This window comes from Kocuria sp. GQ42 (assembly GCF_059758435.1).
Genome location: NZ_JCAXEN010000001.1, coordinates 197937 through 214189, shown reverse-complemented (window position 1 = coordinate 214189; position 16253 = coordinate 197937). Strand labels below are relative to the sequence as shown.

Here is a 16253-nt window from a genome sequence, read left to right as displayed (position 1 = left end):
CCGGGGAACGCCGAGGCCGGGGCGTGCGCCGCCGGGGTCCGGCGGCGTTCCGGGGCGCACCCCTGGTCCGGCGAGGTCAGGGGCGGGGGCCGCGGAGGAAGCCCGTCTGCCGGCCGACCACCTGCCCGGCGTCCGGCGGCACGACGACCTGCTGCGCCGCGGCCCACCGCTGCTCGCCGTCGGTGACGACGAGTTCGGCGGCGGGGTCGACGGTGCGCTTGAGCACGGCCAGCGCGATGGGGCCCTGCTCGTGGTGGAGCTGCACGGAGGTGACGCGCCCCACCGTGCGCTCCCCCGCGACCACCTCGGCCCCGGCGGCGGGCAGCGTGTGCTCCGACCCGTCGAGGTCGAGCAGCACCAGCCGGCGGGGCGGGTGCCCGAGGTTGTGCACCCGTGCGACGGTCTCCTGGCCCTTGTAGCAGCCCTTGGCCAGGTGCACGGCGGTGCGCAGGAGGTCGAGCTCGTGCGGGATCGTCCGCTCGTCCGTCTCGGCGCCCAGGCGGGGGCGCCACGCGGCGATCCGCAGCGCCTCGCCGGCCCAGGCGCCGGCGAGCGGGAGGTCGAGGGTCAGGGCGTCGAGCTCGTCGCGGGGCACGAGGTGCTCCCACCAGGTGCGCTCCTCGCCGGGGTGGGGCCCGTCGAGGACGGCGTAGCTCCACCCGCCGGGGGCGACGTGGGGCCAGGGGTCCCGCCACACGACCGTGGCGGGCAGGCCGGGCACGGGACCCGTGGCGCCGAGCACGGCCCACTGCCCGGTGCGGTCCTCGATCTCGACGCGCAGCGCGAAGCGCATGCCCTCGAGCCACGCCACCAGGGGTGCGGTCTCGTCGGCCTCGGTGATCAGCCAGGTGCTGGTGCCGTCGTCCACCACGTGGGGGGCGTGCTCGATCCGCCCCTGCACGGACAGGAAGAGTGTCTCGGTGCTGCGCCCGGGCTCGAGCCCGGTGAGCACCTGGGAGGAGAGGGTGGTGAGCCAGCTGAGCCGGTCGGGCCCGGTGACGGTCACGACGCCCTTGTGGGAGAGGTCCACCACGGTGCCGGGGGTGCGCACGAGGGAGCGCTGCTCGCGCAGCGGGTCGCCGTAGTGGGCGGCCACCCTGCGGTCCAGGCCCTCGGCCTCGACGGCGCCCGGCCGGTGGAGCAGGGGGGAACGGTGCTCGGTCACGGAACTCAGCCGATCTTCCGCAGCTGCGCGGAGGCGTGGGTGGTCAGGGGCTCGCCGAAGGCTGCCATGTCCCAGGCCCAGAACAGGTCGCCGTGGACCAGTCCGTACATGCGGGTCGAGGAGCTGTACTCCTTGGCCCCGCGGGCGCGGATCACGGCGTCGGTGGCGAGATCGATCCGCGGGCCCTTGATCTGCCCGGCGTAGAGCTCGGCGACGCCGCCGGGGTGGGTCAGGGTCACGAGGACGTCGAAGCCGCCGTCCGCGTTGCGCATCCGCTCCACGTCCTCGGCGCCCTGGAGCACGGGCACGAGGTCCGGCGGGAGCATCCCGGGGCCCACGTCGCCGTCCTCGAGGGTGCGGTCGAGCTGCCAGAATCCCTGTTCCACGGTGGCCGGGCGCATCGACTGCCCCTCGTCGTCGAGGAGCGTGGTCTGCGCCCGGTAGTCGAGGAACGGCAGCCCGTTCTGCTCGAAGGTCACGCGCTGCCGGAACGGCCGCTGCTCGACCTCGCCATAGCCCATGAAGCCGTCGCCCTCCCAGGTGCCCAGCAGCCAGGCGAAGGGGACGAGCTCGGGCAGCAGATCCGAGGGGATCTCGATCGGCACGGGACTAGTGCTGTCCCTTGAACAGTCCGAGGACCACCTTCAGGGAGATCCCGGCGATGAACAGGCCCGAGATGCCGAGCAGGGCGAGGTAGAAGATTTCGAGTGCAAGCATGGCCCTAAACTACCACGGTGCTCACCAGCCGGGCAGTGAACACGGCCCCCACCCCGAGGAACGCCACGGGGGTCACGCCGAGGGCCACGACGCCCCGCTTGGGCGAGCTCTTCGGGGCCGCTGCGATGACGCGTCCGCCCACGAGGGCCACCAGCGCGGCCAGGACGGCGCCGACCACCACGAGCAGTGCGGGGTCCGGGCCCGTGGCCCGGTAGTCGCCGGCCAGGGCGATCCAGCCGGAGGAGCTGACCGCCGCCAGCACGCCCGCCGTGGAGGCGATCGCGGACTCGAGCCGGTGCTCGGCGCCCTCGCCGCGCACCAGCTCCGCCGCGAACACCGTCATGAGGGCCACGCCGACGACGGCGGGCAGCCACACGAGCTGCTGGCCGGGCAGGAACTGCACGAGCAGGGCCGCGACGACGCCGGCGGCGGTCATGATCACGTTGTGGCGGTGCCTCGCCGCGATGCCGGTGGCCGCCGGCCAGCCGAAGCCGATGACCACGGACATGCCCAGCGCCAGCAGCAGCGGCGCGGGCCCGGCGACCGCGACCGCCACGAGGGCCGCCACCAGCCCGGCCACGCTGCACGCGGCGATCATGGCGTATCTCATGGTGATCGGGTTCCTGCACTGTCGGGGGTCGGGACCTGCGCCCGGGCGGACACGAGCAACGATAGCGGCTCGCCGCGGGGTGCGGGCGGAGCGCCGGGACCGGAAACAGGGCGCGGGGCCGGGCGGGCACGGGCCGCGGGACGCTCCGGGCCGGCGGGGTCGCGGAGCCGGTCGCCCGCCCGGACCTATACTGACAGCTCAGTCCGTACGCCAGAGTGGAGAAGCACGAGTGTTCCAGATCCTGATGCTGACCGACGCGGACGGACCTTCGGCATCGGTGCTCCCGGCCCTCGACCTGCTCAACCACAAGGTCTCGGTCGCCCCGACGCGGACCGTGTCCGGCAGCCTCGACGGCCGGTCCCCGGACGTGGTCCTGCTGGACGGGCGCACCGACCTGATCACCGCGCGCAACCTCGCGCAGCTGCTCACGGCCAAGGGCCTGGCGGCGCCGCTGCTGATGGTCCTCACCGAGGGCGGGATGGCGGCCGTGGCCGCGAACTGGATGGTCGACGACGTCGTGCTCGACACCGCCGGCCCCGCGGAGGTCGAGGCCCGGCTGCGCCTGGCCTCCTCCCGCACGGCCGAGGTCCCCGAGGACGACACCCGCATCCGCGCGGGCTCCGTGGTCATCGACGACGCCGCGTACTCCGCGCACGTCAACGGCCAGCCCCTGAACCTGACCTACAAGGAGTTCGAGCTGCTGAAGTACCTGGCCCAGCACTCGGGGCGGGTCTTCACCCGCGCCCAGCTGCTCAGCGAGGTCTGGGGCTACGACTACTACGGCGGCACCCGCACCGTGGACGTGCACGTGCGGCGCCTGCGCGCCAAGCTGGGCGCCGACCACGAGCACCTGATCACCACGGTGCGTAACGTGGGCTACAGCTTCGCCACGACGCGGGCCCGGGAGGGCTGAGCACCTCCCGACCCGGTCCGCGCGCCCCACCCCGTTCCGCAGGAGGTCCCCATGTCCCGTTCCGTGCCGTACCACCTCGAGCGCCCGGACGTCCCGCCGGCCGAGGAGATCGCGGCGCTCGCGTCCCGTGCCGCCGCCGCGGACGGCGACCCGCCGTTCTCCGACCAGACCCTGGTGGACCTGCGCTCGGCGCGCGACGGCCGGGTCCGCGCCGTCCTGGCGCGCTCGCGCGAGGGGGAGCTCCTCGGCGCCGCCGTGCGCGTGCCCGAGCCCGACGGCGCCCACCTCGTGGAGCTCGTGGTCGGCCCCGCCCACCGCGGCGCCGGGATCGGCGCGGCGCTGGCCGGCGCCGTGGCCGCCGGGACCACCGGCACGGTGCGCGCCTGGGCGCACGGCGGGCATCCCGCCGCCGCCGCGCTCGCCGCCCGGCACGGGCTGGCTCCCGTGCGGGACCTGCACCGGCTGCTGCGCCCGCTGCGCGACGCGGCGGACCTGCCCCTCCCGGAGGCGATGCCCGAGGGCTTCCGCCTGCGGGCGTTCGAGCCCGGCCGCGACGAGCAGGAGTGGCTGCGGGTCAACGCGGCCGCCTTCGCCGAGCACCCGGAGCAGGGCAGGATGACCCTCGACGACCTCCGGCAGCGGGAGGCCGAGCCGTGGTTCGACGCCGCCGGCTTCCTGCTCGCCGTCCGGGAGGACGAGCCCGGGACCGTGGCCGGCTTCCACTGGACCAAGGTGCACGCCGCCGACGCCGAGCGCGGTCCCCTCGGCGAGGTGTACGCCGTGGGCGTGGCCCCCGGGCACCAGGGCACGGGGCTGGGCCGGGCGCTGACCGCCGCCGGCGTCAACCACCTCGCCCGGCAGGGGCTCGACGAGGTCATGCTCTACGTGGACGGGGACAACGCCGCCGCGATGCGGCTGTACGAGGCGCTGGGGTTCCGGCCCTGGCACCTCGACGTGATGTACGCCGGCACCCTCCCCGGCTGACCCGCCACCCGATCCTCCCGCGCCCGGACCGCCGGGGCGGGCACGACGAGACAGGACCGTGATGACCACCCACCAGCAGGACAGCCCGCAGTCCGCGCCGGCCCCGGGCGCCCCCGGGGCCGCCGGGCCCGGCACCGCACCCCTCGGGGGCCCCGACGAGCTCCCCGACTCCGCCCGGAGCCACGGGGACCGGGACCGGATCGACGACCCCGTGCCCGCGGCCCGGCAGGTGCTGGAGGGCCGGCACGGGCCCGAGCGCTTCCTGGACCGCGAGGCCAGCTGGGTGGCGTTCAACTCCCGGGTCCTGGAGCTCGCGGAGGACCCGGACCTCTTCCTCCTGGAGCGGGTGCACTTCCTGTCCATCGTGGCCTCCAACCTGGACGAGTTCTTCATGGTCCGGGTGGCCGGGCTCAAGCGGCGCATCGCCACGGGCATCGCCCGGCCGGCCGCCTCCGGGCACTCCCCCGCGGAGCAGATGGCCACCATCGCCGCGCGCGCCCACGAGCTCCAGGAGCGGCACGCGCGGGCCTTCCACGACCTGGTGCGGCCCGAACTGACCCGGCAGAACATCCACCTGGTCGGCTGGGAGGACCTGGACGCCGCTACGCGGGAGCGGCTCACCGGGGACTTCCACCGTCAGGTGTTCCCCATCCTCACACCGCTGGCCGTGGACCCGGCCCACCCGTTCCCCTACATCTCCGGGCTGAGCCTCAACCTGGCCGTGATGGTCCGCAACCCGCAGTCGGGCAAGCGGCTGTTCGCCCGCGTGAAGGTCCCGGACCAGCTGCCCCGGCTGCTGTCGGTGGACGGGTCCCGGGCCTCGCGCCTGCCGAACGGCCAGGCCCGGTTCATCCCGCTCGAGGACGTCATCGCCCAGCACCTGGACGACCTGTTCCCCGGGATGGAGGTCGAGGAGCACCAGGTGTTCCGCGTGACCCGCAACGAGGACCTGGAGGTCGAGGAGGACGACGCCGAGAACCTCCTGCAGGCCCTGGAGAAGGAGCTGCTGCGCCGCCGCTTCGGACCCGCGGTGCGCCTGGAGGTCACGGACAGCATCAGCACGGAGGTGCTCGAGCTGCTCGTCTCCGAGCTGGGCATCGACGAGTCCGAGATCTACCGGCTGCCCGCCCCGCTGGACCTGCGCGGGCTGGGGGTCATCGCCGGCATCGACCGCCCGGAGCTGCACTACGCCCGCCACGTGGCCCACACCTCCCGCTACCTCAACGCCGCGGAGACCGCCAAGGCGGCGGACGTCTTCGCCGCGACCCGGGCCCGGGACGTGCTGCTGCACCACCCCTACGACTCGTTCGCCACGAGCGTCCAGGCCTTCCTGGAGCAGGCCGCCGCGGATCCGAAGGTCCAGGCCATCAAGCAGACCCTGTACCGGACCTCGGGCGACTCCCCCATCGTGGACGCGCTCATCGACGCCGCCGAGGCCGGCAAGCAGGTGCTCGCCCTCGTGGAGATCAAGGCCCGCTTCGACGAGCAGGCCAACATCTCCTGGGCCCGCAAGCTCGAGCAGGCCGGGGTGCACGTGGTCTACGGCATCGTGGGGCTGAAGACCCACTGCAAGCTCTCCCTCGTGGTCCGCCAGGAGGAGCACGGGCTGCGCCGGTACGTGCACATCGGCACCGGCAACTACCACCCCTCCACCGCGCGCTTCTACGAGGACCTGGGGCTGCTCACGTGCGACCCGGAGGTCGGGGAGGACGTCTCCCGGCTCTTCAACCAGCTCTCCGGCTACGCGCCCAAGACCACCTTCCAGCGCCTGCTCGTGGCGCCCCGCTCCGTGCGCTCCGGGCTCGTCGACCTCGTGGAGGCCGAGATCCGCCACCACCGGGCCGGCCGCCCGGCCCGGATCCAGGTCAAGTGCAACTCGATCGTGGACGAGGCCGTGATCGACGCCCTCTACCGGGCCTCGCAGGCCGGGGTGCCCGTGGACGTGGTGGTCCGCGGGATCTGCGCCCTGCGCCCCGGGGTGCCGGGGCTGAGCGAGAACATCCGGGTCCGCTCGGTGCTGGGCCGGTTCCTGGAGCACTCCCGGGTCTTCGCGTTCTGCAACGCCGGCGAGCCCCTCGTCTACATCGGCTCGGCGGACATGATGCACCGCAACCTCGACCGCCGGGTGGAGACCCTGGTGCGGATCACGGACTCCCAGCAGGCGGCGGCACTCGTGCGGCTGCTGACCCGCTACGTCTCGGACACCACGGCCAGCTGGCACCTGGACGCCGAGGGCGTGTGGACCCGCCACCACCGGGACGCCGAGGGGAACCCGCTCGTGGACGTCCAGGAACACCTGCTGGGCAGCCGGGCCCTCGGCCGGCCGACGATCTAGTCGGCGGTGGAACGGGTCAGCGGTAGCATCGTGGGGGTGCCGCCCGACGGTCCGGACCGCGGGCCCCGGCACGCCCGTGCACCACGGACAGGGGACGAAAGAGGGGCCATGCCCAGGACCGCAGAGAAGACCGCCGAGCAGCGCACGGCCGAGAGCCCCGGCCGGGCGGGCGGCAGGACCGGCACGAGCGGCGCGACCGGGAGCGGGCGGCCCGCCGACGTGCTCGCGGCCGGGTGCCTGTGCTGGCGCCGGACGGGCGGCGGGCTCGAGGTGCTGGTCATCCACCGGCCGCGCTACGACGACTGGTCCTTCCCCAAGGGCAAGCAGGACGACGGCGAGACGCTGCCCGAGACCGCCCACCGGGAGGTCAGCGAGGAGATCGGCCTGCTGCCGCGCCTGGGCGTGCCCCTGCCCACGATCCGCTACGACGTCAAGGACGGGTGCAAGAACGTGCACTACTGGGCCGCGGAGTTCGGCCCCGGCGCACGGCCCGAGCCCGACGGCAAGGAGGTGGACGCCGTCCGCTGGGTCTCGCCCGAGGACGCGCACCGGATGCTGACCAACCCCTCCGACCGGGAGCCGCTGGCGGCCCTGGTGGACCTGCACGAGCGCGGGGACCTCGCCACGCGCCCGGCGATCGTGGTGCGCCACGCCAAGGCGAAGCCGCGCTCGGCCTGGTCCCGGGCCGAGGGCGACCGGCCGCTGGCCGCGACCGGCAAGCGCCAGGCCCTCGCCGTGACCCGGCTGCTCCGGGCGTGGTCCCCCGAGCGGGTCCTCACGTCCCCCTGGCTGCGCTGCCTGTCCACCGTGGTGCCGTACGCGCGCAAGGCCGGGGTCTCCGTGCGGGAGCGCCCGCAGCTCACGGAGGCCTCGCACAAGCGCCACCCCAAGAAGGCGGCCGCCGTGGCCCAGACCATGTTCGACAAGGACACGCCGGTGGCGCTGTGCACGCACCGCCCGGTGCTGCCCACGGTCCTCAAGGTGATCGCCCGGCACGCGAGCCCCGAGCTCGCCGCGCAGCTGCCGGCCAAGGACCCGTACCTCTCCCCCGGCGAGATGATCGTGCTGCAGGTCTCCCGCCGGCACCGTCGGCGGGTGGTCTCCGTGGAGCTCGTGAAGCCCTTCGACGACTGACCTCCGACCCGGCGCCGCAGGAACCGCGGCGCACCGTCCCGGAACCGCCGGGACCGCGACGCACCACCCGCCACGAGCCACCCGCCACGGACCGCCCGGCCCCGACCGGCCCGCCCCGACTTCCCCCGAGGAGACCCGCATGACCTCCCCCGACCCCGTGCCCGCCCCGGTGCCGACGCCCTACGAGGACCTCCTGCGCGAGGTCCTCGAGCAGGGGGTGCACAAGTCCGACCGCACGGGCACCGGGACGCGCAGCGTCTTCGGGCGCCAGATCCGCTTCGACCTGGCGCAGTCCTTCCCGCTGCTGACCACCAAGCGGGTGCACTTCCGGTCGGTGGCCCTCGAGCTGCTGTGGTTCCTGCGGGGGGACTCGAACGTGCGGTGGCTGCAGGAGCGCGGCGTGACCATCTGGGACGAGTGGGCGGACCGGGACGGGGAGCTCGGACCCGTCTACGGCGTGCAGTGGAGGTCCTGGCCCACCGCCGGCGGCGGGTCGATCGACCAGATCGCCAAGGTCGTGGAGCAGATCCGCACGAACCCCGACTCGCGGCGCCACGTGGTGACCGCGTGGAACCCCGCCGAGGTGGACGAGATGGCCCTGCCGCCGTGCCACGCCCTGTTCCAGTTCTACGTCGAGCCCCGGGAGGACGGGCCCGGGCGGCTGTCCTGCCAGCTCTACCAGCGCTCCGCGGACATGTTCCTGGGCGTGCCCTTCAACATCGCCTCCTACGCGCTGCTCACCGTCATGATCGCCCAGCAGACAGGTCTGGAGCCCGGGGAGTTCGTCTGGACCGGCGGGGACTGCCACGTCTACGACAACCACGTGGCGCAGGTCCGCGAGCAGCTCTCCCGGGACCCCTACCCCTATCCGCGGCTGCGGCTCGCCCGGCGGCCCGCCACTGTCTTCGACTACGAGCTCGAGGACTTCGAGGTCCTCGACTACCGCCACCACCCCGCGATCAAGGCCCCGGTGGCCGTATGACCGCCGCGCCGGGACGGGCCCGCACGTCCGGCCCCGCCGGGACGGCCGGGGCGATCGGGGCGATCTGGGCGCAGACCGCCGACGGCGTCATCGGCCGCGCCGGGGCGATGCCCTGGTCGCTGCCGGAGGACATGGCGTTCTTCCGGCGCACGACGACCGGCCACCCCGTGATCATGGGCCGGCGCACCTGGGAGTCCTTCCCGGAGCGCTTCCGGCCCCTGCCCGGACGGACCAACATCGTCATCACCTCCTCCCCCGGCCGGGTGGACCGGGGCGAGGCTCCCGGCGCGGTGCTGACAGCGCCCTCGTACGCCGAGGCCGTGCGCCTGGCCCGGACGAGCCCCGGCGCCGAGCGCATCTGGGTGATCGGCGGCGGCGAGGTCTACCGGCAGGCCCTGGCCGACGCCGAGCACCCCGTGACGGAGGCGCTCGTGACCGTCATCGACCTCGACGCGGACGGGGACACGCACGCCCCGGTGCTCGACGACGGGTGGGCCACGGAGCCGGTCCTCGGCCCGTCGGTGTCCCGCACGGGCCTGGGCTACCGGATCGAGCGGCGCACGCGCGACCGGCGGGGACCCGGCGGAGGAACGCCCGGTTCCGGTAGCCCGGCGGCTCCGGTAGCGTGAGCTGCACCACGACCAGGAGGAACACCGTGACCGACCGGCACCCCGACCCCGCGATCCGGGACGACGAGCAGCTGCGCGTCGTGAAGAACACGGACCTCGACCGCTACGAGCTGTGGCGGGGGGAGCAGTTCATCGGCTTCGAGGGCTTCCAGGACCACGAGGACGGCACGGTCGAGCTCCAGCACACCATCATCGGCGAGCAGTTCGGCCGGCAGGGCTACGCGCGCACCCTCGTCACGCTCCTGCTAGACGGCTTCCGGGAGCAGGGCGTCGCGGTGCGCCCCACGTGCACCTACGTCCAGGACTACCTCCACCGCTTCCCGCAGTACGGGGACCTGGTGGTGCCCGGCCTCGAGCTCCCGCCGGCGCAGAAGGTGAAGGAGAAGCGCCGGCGCTGGGCCCTGCACCGCGCCCACTAGACTGGGGGCCATGACTTTTCGCTCGGGTGATTCGGTAGGGTTCGTCGGCTGGCGGGGCATGGTGGGTTCCGTGCTCATGCAGCGCATGCAGGAGGAGGGGGACTTCGGGGGCATCACCCCGGTGTTCTTCTCCACCTCCAGCGCCGGCCGGCCCGCCCCGTCCTTCGCCGGGGACGCCGGCACACTGCAGGACGCCTACGACCTCGAGACCCTGGCGAAGCTCCCGATCGTCGTCACCACCCAGGGCGGGGACTACACCAAGGACGTGCACGGGAGGCTGCGCGCCGCCGGCTGGGACGGGCTGTGGATCGACGCCGCGTCGACCCTGCGGATGAACGACGACGCGATCATCGTCCTCGACCCCGTCAACCGGGACGTCATCGATCGCGGTCTCGCGAGCGGCGTCAAGGACTTCGTGGGCGGCAACTGCACGGTCTCCTGCCTGCTCGTGGGTCTCGGCGGGCTGTTCCGCAACGACCTCGTGGAGTGGGCCACGTCGATGACCTACCAGGCCGCCTCCGGCGGCGGGGCCCGGCACATGCGCGAGGTGCTGGCGCAGTTCGGCGCCCTGCACGGCGTCGTCGCGGACGAGCTGGCCGATCCCGCCTCGGCGATCCTGGACATCGACCGCAAGGTGCTCGCCGCCCAGCGCGGCGACGCCCTCGACACCTCGATGTTCGGCGCGCCCCTGTCCGGCTCCCTCATCCCCTGGATCGACGCCGACCTCGGCAACGGGCAGTCGCGCGAGGAGTGGAAGTCCGCGGCCGAGACCAACAAGATCCTCGGCCGCACGGACCGGTACGCCCAGGACTGGGTGCCCATGGACGGGCTGTGCGTGCGGATCGCCACGATGCGCTCGCACTCCCAGGCCCTCACGATCAAGCTGCGGGAGGACCTGCCCGTGGAGGAGATCGAGCGGATCGTCGACGCCGACAACGAGTGGGCCACCGTGGTGCCCAACACCAAGGAGGACTCGATGCGGGACCTCACCCCCGTGGCGACCTCCGGCACCCTGGACATCCCCGTGGGCCGGATCCGCAAGCTCGCCATGGGGCCGGGCTACATCAGCGCCTTCACGATCGGCGACCAGCTGCTGTGGGGCGCGGCCGAGCCGCTGCGCCGCATGCTGCGCATCGCCACCGGCACCCTGTAGCCGGTGGAGGAGACCTCGATCCCGCCGGGGCTGTCGCTCGACGCGGGCGACGACCGCCCGCCCTCCGAGCAGCTCAGGCACCGCGTCCAGCAGGGCCGCGCGGACGGCACCCTGCCGGCGGGCACCCGGCTCCCACCGGTGCGCCGGCTCGCCGAGGCGCTCGGCCTCGCGGCCGGGACCGTGGCCAAGGCCTACCGCGAGCTCGAGGCCGCCGGCGTGATCGAGACCCGGGGCCGCCGGGGCAGCTTCGTGCGCGCCGCCGACCGGACCGAGGACCTGGCGGTGCAGGCCGCCCGGCGCTTCGCCGACGAGATCGCGGACCTCGGGATCCCGGCCGAGCACGCGCTGGAGCTGGTGGCCGCGCAGCTCGGCCGCTCCCGCTGACCGGAAGGGCCCGTCCGGAGGGCTCATCGCGCGCACCGGCGCGGGCCCGTGCGACCGCGGCCGCGGGGGGCTCCCCGGCAGGAGGCCGTCCCGGCTCAGGCTCCCGGGGACCGCAGGTGCCGGGGGCCCGGCACGAGGTTGCCCGTCCCGGCGAGGGCCCGGCGGTGCCGCCCCTCGGCGGTGCGCGCCAGCCACCACCGCCAGCCGCGCATCACCTGGCCCTTCGCCCACTGGTTGAGCCGGTGCGCCCAGTGGAACTCGGTGCCCCAGATGCCGAGCCCCAGGAAGATGGCGAGCCACCCCGGGCCGGGCGTCACGAGCATGATCAGGCCCGCCAGCACGAAGATGCCCCCGAGGACCGTCACGAGCGTCCGGTAGGCCACGAACAGCAGGGGGTGGCCGCGGGACCAGCGGCGCAGCCGGCCGAGGGCCTGCCGCACACGGCTGTCGGAGCTCTCCCCCTGGGCGATCTCCTCCTCGAGGCTGCTCACGGCCGCCGCCTCAGACCGCCGTGCCCACGATGACGGGCTCGGCGACGAGGTCCACCCCGTAGACGGACGCGACGCCGTCGCGCACCGTCCGGGCCAGCGCCATGAGGTCCTGGGCGGAGGCGCCGCCGCGGTTGGTGAGGGCGAGCGTGTGCTTGGTGGACAGGGAGGCGCGGCCCCCGGCGACGGCGGCGCCGTCGAGGTCCAGGAGCTCGTTGCGGGTCCCGGGCAGGCCGAAGCCCTTGCCGAAGCCGGCGTGGTCGATGAGCCACGCGGCCGAGAGCTTGACCCGGTCCTCGAGCGGGCGCCCCGCGGCGTCCACCACGGGGAAGCGGGGAGCGTCGGCGGGCAGCCGCTCCCCCAGGGCGTCGGCCGGGAGGATGGGGTTCGTGAAGAACGACCCGGTGCTGTAGGTGTCGCGGTCCTCCGGGTCGAGGACCATGCCCTTGCCCGCGCGCAGGGCCAGGACCGTCTCCCGCACCCGCTCCAGCGGGGCGCGCTCCCCCACCTGGACGCCGAGCCGGCGGGCGAGCTCGCCGTAGCGCACCGGGGCGCTCTGGGTGCCGCGCTCGAGCCGGAACCGCACGGCGAGCACCACGTGGCGCGGGGAGCCGGCCACCGTGCTGCGCTTGAGGGCCGAGTCCCGGTAGGAGAACGCCAGGTCGGCCGGGGCGAAGTCCCGCACGCGCCGCTCCCGGCGGTCCCAGACCCGCACCAGCTCCACGGTCTGGGCGACCTCCTGGCCGTAGGCCCCCACGTTCTGCACCGGGGTGGCGCCCGTGGTGCCGGGGATCCCGGCCAGGGCCTCGATGCCCACCAGCCCCTCGGCCACGGCCTGCGCCACGAGCTCGTCCCACGGGTGGCCGGCCTGGACCTCGAGGAGAACGCCGGCGGGATCGTCGGCGAGGACCTCCACGCCGCGCGAGAGCACGTGCACCACGGTGCCCGCGAACCCGGCGTCGGCCGCGATGAGGTTGGAGCCGCCCCCGACCACGAGCACGTCCCGCCCGGCGGCGTCGGCCGCCGCCACGGCGTCGACGACCGCCTGCTCGGACTCCGCGCGCACGTAGTCGCGGGCGGGCCCGCCCACGGCGGCGGTCGTGAGGTCTGCGATGCGAGGGGACGTCATGGCGACCACCCTATCGGGCGGCCCGCGGTGCCCCGGCCCGGACTCACGCCAGCCGCACCACGGCCTGGGCCTTGACCAGCACCTTCAGCGCCGCGGCGGTCGCCGGGTCGGCTCCCGCCGCGGAGAGGTCGGGGGCGGTCACGGTGAGGTCGACGCGCACGGTGCGGGCGGCGTCGTCGAGGGCGCCGATCTTCCCGGACACCGTGAGGGCCGTGGAGGCCTCGACCGCGGTCCCGAACCGGTTGGGGACGACCACCGGCTTGGTGAAGCGCGTCTGGTAGTCGACCACGGCGCCGGGGTCGCCGGCCCAGTCGGTCACGAGCTGCACGGCGGCGCCCATCGTGAGCATCCCGTGCGCGATGACGTCGGGCAGGTCCACGGAGCGGGCGAACTCCTCGTTCCAGTGGATCGGGTTGAGGTCCCCGGACGCCCCCGCGTAGCGGACCAGGTCCGCGCGGGAGAGCTCGATGCGGCGCTGCCCGATCTCCTGGCCCTTCTCGAGGCTGTCGAAGGCGATGCTCACGGTCACTGGTCCTCTCCGCGCACGAGCAGGGACGAGACGGTGGTGGCGACGTGCTCGCCGTCCGCGGCGCGGATCTCGGCGCGGGACGTCACCATCGCCCCGGAGCCCATGGCCCGGACCTGGTCGACGTGCAGCTCGGCCACGAGCTCGTCCCCGGCGACGATCGGGCGGTGGTGGGTGAAGCGCTGGTCGGCGTGGACCACGCGGGAGAAGTCGATGCCGGCCTCGGGGTCGGCGATCAGGGCGGCGTCGGCGCGCTGGGCCACCACGATCGCGAAGGTGGGGGGCGCCACGAGGTCGGGGTGGCCGAGGGACCGGGCCGCCTCGACGTCGTGGTGGGCGGGGTGGGCGGCCTGGACGGCGCGGGCGAAGTCGCGGATCGCCTCCCGGCCGACGCTGTAGGGCTCGGCCGGCGGGTAGGTCCGCCCGACGAGATCGGGGTTCACGGGCATGGCAGCTCCTCGCTGGACGGGCCGCGCACGGGCGGCGGGACCCGTCCAGTCTACGGCGGCGCGCCCCGCCCCGCCGGGCGCCGCCGTCCGGGGCACGTACACTCCTGCCCATGGATCTCCTGGACGTCGGCCGGATCGTCGCAGGACTGGCGCTGCTGGTCCTCGGCGGAGAAATCCTGGTGCGGGGGGCGTCAGCGCTCGCCCGGCGGGTGGGGATCTCCTCCCTCGTGGTCGGGCTCACCGTGGTCTCGGCCGCCACCTCGGCGCCGGAGCTCGCCGTCACCGTCGGCGCCGTGCTGCGCGACGAGCCGGGCCTGGCCGTCGGGAACGTGGTCGGCAGCAACATCGTCAACGTCCTGCTCATCCTCGGGCTCTCCGCCCTCGTCGTTCCCCTCGCGGTGAAGCAGCGGCTGGTGCGCTTCGACCTGCCCTGGATGGTCGTGCTGTCGATCGGGCTGCTGCTCGTGTCCCTCGACGGGCGGATCGGCGCGGTGGACGGAGTGGTCCTCCTCGCCGCCGTGGTGCTGCACACGGTGCTGACCGTCGTGATCGGCCGGCGCGGTGGCCCCGTCCCCGCGGCGGCACCGCCCGGGGACCGCGGAGCCGGCGACGGCGGCACCGGCGGTGCCGAGGACGTCAGGACCGAGGAGGAGCCGCCCCCGGCCTCGGTCCCCCGGTCCGTGCTGCTCGTGGTGCTGGGGATCGCCCTGCTGGTCGCCGGCGCGACCCTGCTCGTCGAGGGGGCGGTGAGCATCGCCACGTCCCTGGGGGTCAGCAGCCTGGTGGTCGGGCTGACCGTGGTGGCCGTCGGGACATCGCTGCCCGAGCTGGCGACCTCCGTCATCGCGGTGCGCCGCGGTGAGCGCGACCTGGCCGTGGGCAACGTGGTGGGCAGCAACATCTTCAACATCGGGGTGGTGCTCGGCCTGCCGGCGCTGATCTCCCCCGGGGGCATCCCCGTGTCCGGTGCCGCGGTGGCCCTCGACATCCCGGTGATGCTGGCCGCCGCGGTCGCCCTGCTCCCCATCGCGTTCACCGGGTTCGCGGTGGCCCGCTGGGAGGGCGCCCTGTTCGTGGCCCTGTACGCCGCCTACACCGGCTACGTGGTGCTCGCGGCCACCGAGCACGACGCCCTGGAGGGGTTCACGTGGACCATGGCGTGGTTCGTCCTGCCGCTGGTCGCGCTGACGCTCGCCGTCTTCACCGCCTACGAGATCGGCCTGCACCGGGGCCGCCGGGATCCCCTGCGCTCGCCGTGACCGGTCCGCCCGGACGGGACGGGACGGGGTGCCGGATCGAGGGGCAGGGGCCGGGTCGGCCCGGGGACGACAAAAGCCCGTGACCGGAGGGTCACGGGCCTTTCGCCGTAGCGGTGGACGGGCTCGATCCGTCGACCTCACGATTATGAGTCGTGCGCTCTAACCAGCTGAGCTACACCGCCAGAGGGATGGGACACCGCGGCTGACGGCCTTGACGGCCGGGCCACGGGATCTCATCACGAGAGCCCCGACCGGGAATCGATCCCGGGACCTCCATCTTACCAAGATGGCGCTCTACCACTGAGCTATCGGGGCAACGACGAAGACTCTACCAGCACGTTTCAGGAGAACCAAAATCGCCGGCCACCCCTCTCCAGCACCTCCGGAGCCGTCCTGCCGGCCCCGGACCGGACCGGGTTCTCCGGCCCGTCGGCGCCGTCCCGCCCGCCCGGGCCGGGGCGCCCCGACACGGCCGGCAGGCGCCCCGGACCCGGCGCTCAGTCGTCCACGTCGTCGTCCCGGTCGTCGTCCCGGTCGCCGTCCCGGTCGTCGTCCCAGTCGTCGTCGAGCGGGGCGGGCTGCACGGGCAGCGGGACCTGGGCCGGGGGTGCGGGGGCGGCCGGCGGGGCAGGATCGGGGGCGGCCGGCGGAGCGGGCGGGGCCGGTGGCGGCTCGACCGGAGGGACCGGCGCCGCGGAGCCCCCCGCGTCCCCGGTGTCCGGCCCCGGGGCGTCTCCCCCGTCCTGCGCGGGGCCGGTGGGGGACGGCGACGACGACGGGTCCCCGGCCGGCGGCGCCGTGCCGGCCGACGGTCCCGGACCGGGGCTGCCGCTCACGGAGACGCCGCCGCGCACGACCTCCACGCGGTCCGTGCCGCTCGCCGCGTTCCACAGCAGGAGCGCCAGGCCCGCGACGACCAGGAGGGAGACTGCCGACCAGAGGATCCTCATGCCCACCAGTGTCCCGGAACCGGTTGA

General features: G+C 74.5%; 18 protein-coding genes and 2 tRNA genes. 10 read left to right on the top strand and 10 right to left on the bottom strand.

Annotated features, from left to right (window positions below; all coding sequences use genetic code 11):
* Positions 1–76: 76 nt before the first annotated feature.
* The 3 genes from ygfZ to AC6CH6_RS00945 all read right to left on the bottom strand — a co-directional run bounded on the left by ygfZ (position 77) and on the right by AC6CH6_RS00945 (position 2492).
* Positions 77–1165: a CAF17-like 4Fe-4S cluster assembly/insertion protein YgfZ gene (gene ygfZ / locus AC6CH6_RS00955; RefSeq protein ID WP_498253748.1), complete on the bottom strand. Its 1089-nt coding sequence runs from the start codon at positions 1163–1165 to the stop codon at positions 77–79.
* Positions 1166–1170: 5 nt separating this feature from the next.
* Positions 1171–1770, bottom strand: a complete 600-nt coding sequence (locus AC6CH6_RS00950; RefSeq protein ID WP_498253747.1) for a heme-binding beta-barrel domain-containing protein — start codon at positions 1768–1770, stop codon at positions 1171–1173.
* 116 nt (positions 1771–1886) lie between these two features.
* Positions 1887–2492, bottom strand: coding sequence for a hypothetical protein (locus AC6CH6_RS00945; protein WP_240722370.1), 606 nt, complete (start codon positions 2490–2492; stop codon positions 1887–1889).
* Positions 2493–2721: 229 nt separating this feature from the next.
* Here AC6CH6_RS00945 and AC6CH6_RS00940 point away from each other — a divergent pair, with 229 nt between their 5' ends.
* The 9 genes from AC6CH6_RS00940 to AC6CH6_RS00900 all read left to right on the top strand — a co-directional run bounded on the left by AC6CH6_RS00940 (position 2722) and on the right by AC6CH6_RS00900 (position 11425).
* On the top strand, positions 2722–3405 hold the full coding sequence (locus tag AC6CH6_RS00940; protein ID WP_017834238.1) for a response regulator transcription factor: 684 nt from the start codon (positions 2722–2724) through the stop codon (positions 3403–3405).
* A gap of 51 nt (positions 3406–3456) precedes the next feature.
* Positions 3457–4389 carry a mycothiol synthase gene (gene mshD / locus AC6CH6_RS00935; protein ID WP_498253746.1) on the top strand — a complete coding sequence of 311 codons (933 nt, stop codon included), beginning with the start codon at positions 3457–3459 and terminating at the stop codon, positions 4387–4389.
* 61 nt (positions 4390–4450) lie between these two features.
* Positions 4451–6724, top strand: a complete 2274-nt coding sequence (locus tag AC6CH6_RS00930) for an RNA degradosome polyphosphate kinase (protein WP_498253745.1) — start codon at positions 4451–4453, stop codon at positions 6722–6724.
* A gap of 108 nt (positions 6725–6832) precedes the next feature.
* On the top strand, positions 6833–7858 hold the full coding sequence (locus AC6CH6_RS00925; protein WP_498253744.1) for an NUDIX hydrolase: 1026 nt from the start codon (positions 6833–6835) through the stop codon (positions 7856–7858).
* Positions 7859–7997: 139 nt separating this feature from the next.
* Entirely contained in the window at positions 7998–8840 is an 843-nt protein-coding gene (locus AC6CH6_RS00920; RefSeq protein ID WP_498253743.1) for a thymidylate synthase, read from the top strand.
* Positions 8837–9469: a dihydrofolate reductase gene (locus tag AC6CH6_RS00915; RefSeq protein ID WP_498253742.1), complete on the top strand. Its 633-nt coding sequence runs from the start codon at positions 8837–8839 to the stop codon at positions 9467–9469. The genes AC6CH6_RS00920 and AC6CH6_RS00915 overlap by 4 nt, the downstream gene beginning before the upstream one ends.
* Before the next feature lie 26 nt (positions 9470–9495).
* Positions 9496–9888 (top strand): GNAT family N-acetyltransferase, encoded by a 393-nt coding sequence (locus AC6CH6_RS00910; protein WP_017834244.1) that lies wholly within the window; start codon positions 9496–9498, stop codon positions 9886–9888.
* A gap of 10 nt (positions 9889–9898) precedes the next feature.
* The gene (gene asd / locus AC6CH6_RS00905) at positions 9899–11041 is read left to right on the top strand and encodes an aspartate-semialdehyde dehydrogenase (protein ID WP_498253741.1); all 1143 of its coding nucleotides are present in this window, start codon (positions 9899–9901) and stop codon (positions 11039–11041) included.
* A gap of 3 nt (positions 11042–11044) precedes the next feature.
* A complete protein-coding gene (locus AC6CH6_RS00900; protein ID WP_133409313.1) occupies positions 11045–11425 on the top strand; it encodes a GntR family transcriptional regulator in 381 nt (126 codons plus the stop codon).
* A 95-nt stretch (positions 11426–11520) separates the two neighbouring features.
* Here AC6CH6_RS00900 and AC6CH6_RS00895 read toward each other — a convergent pair whose 3' ends face one another.
* From AC6CH6_RS00895 to AC6CH6_RS00880, 4 genes are read right to left on the bottom strand one after another with little or no spacing between them, the layout of a single operon-like run.
* Positions 11521–11916 (bottom strand): TIGR02611 family protein, encoded by a 396-nt coding sequence (locus AC6CH6_RS00895; protein WP_498253740.1) that lies wholly within the window; start codon positions 11914–11916, stop codon positions 11521–11523.
* A 10-nt stretch (positions 11917–11926) separates the two neighbouring features.
* A complete protein-coding gene (locus AC6CH6_RS00890) occupies positions 11927–13042 on the bottom strand; it encodes a UDP-N-acetylmuramate dehydrogenase (protein ID WP_498253739.1) in 1116 nt (371 codons plus the stop codon).
* Positions 13043–13085: 43 nt separating this feature from the next.
* Positions 13086–13565: a MaoC family dehydratase gene (locus AC6CH6_RS00885; RefSeq protein ID WP_133409311.1), complete on the bottom strand. Its 480-nt coding sequence runs from the start codon at positions 13563–13565 to the stop codon at positions 13086–13088.
* 2 nt (positions 13566–13567) lie between these two features.
* The gene (locus tag AC6CH6_RS00880; protein WP_035924924.1) at positions 13568–14017 is read right to left on the bottom strand and encodes a MaoC family dehydratase N-terminal domain-containing protein; all 450 of its coding nucleotides are present in this window, start codon (positions 14015–14017) and stop codon (positions 13568–13570) included.
* Positions 14018–14127: 110 nt separating this feature from the next.
* On the opposite strand from AC6CH6_RS00880, the gene AC6CH6_RS00875 reads away from it, so the two are divergent.
* Complete coding sequence (locus AC6CH6_RS00875; protein ID WP_498253738.1) at positions 14128–15276, top strand: calcium/sodium antiporter; 1149 nt, start codon at positions 14128–14130, stop codon at positions 15274–15276.
* 108 nt (positions 15277–15384) lie between these two features.
* On the opposite strand, the gene AC6CH6_RS00870 is transcribed toward AC6CH6_RS00875, so the two are convergent.
* The 3 genes from AC6CH6_RS00870 to AC6CH6_RS00860 form a co-directional block, all read right to left on the bottom strand.
* Positions 15385–15458 (bottom strand) — tRNA-Met (locus AC6CH6_RS00870).
* A gap of 61 nt (positions 15459–15519) precedes the next feature.
* Positions 15520–15591 (bottom strand) — tRNA-Thr (locus tag AC6CH6_RS00865).
* 182 nt (positions 15592–15773) lie between these two features.
* Positions 15774–16226: a hypothetical protein gene (locus tag AC6CH6_RS00860; protein WP_498253737.1), complete on the bottom strand. Its 453-nt coding sequence runs from the start codon at positions 16224–16226 to the stop codon at positions 15774–15776.
* Positions 16227–16253 lie beyond the last annotated feature (27 nt).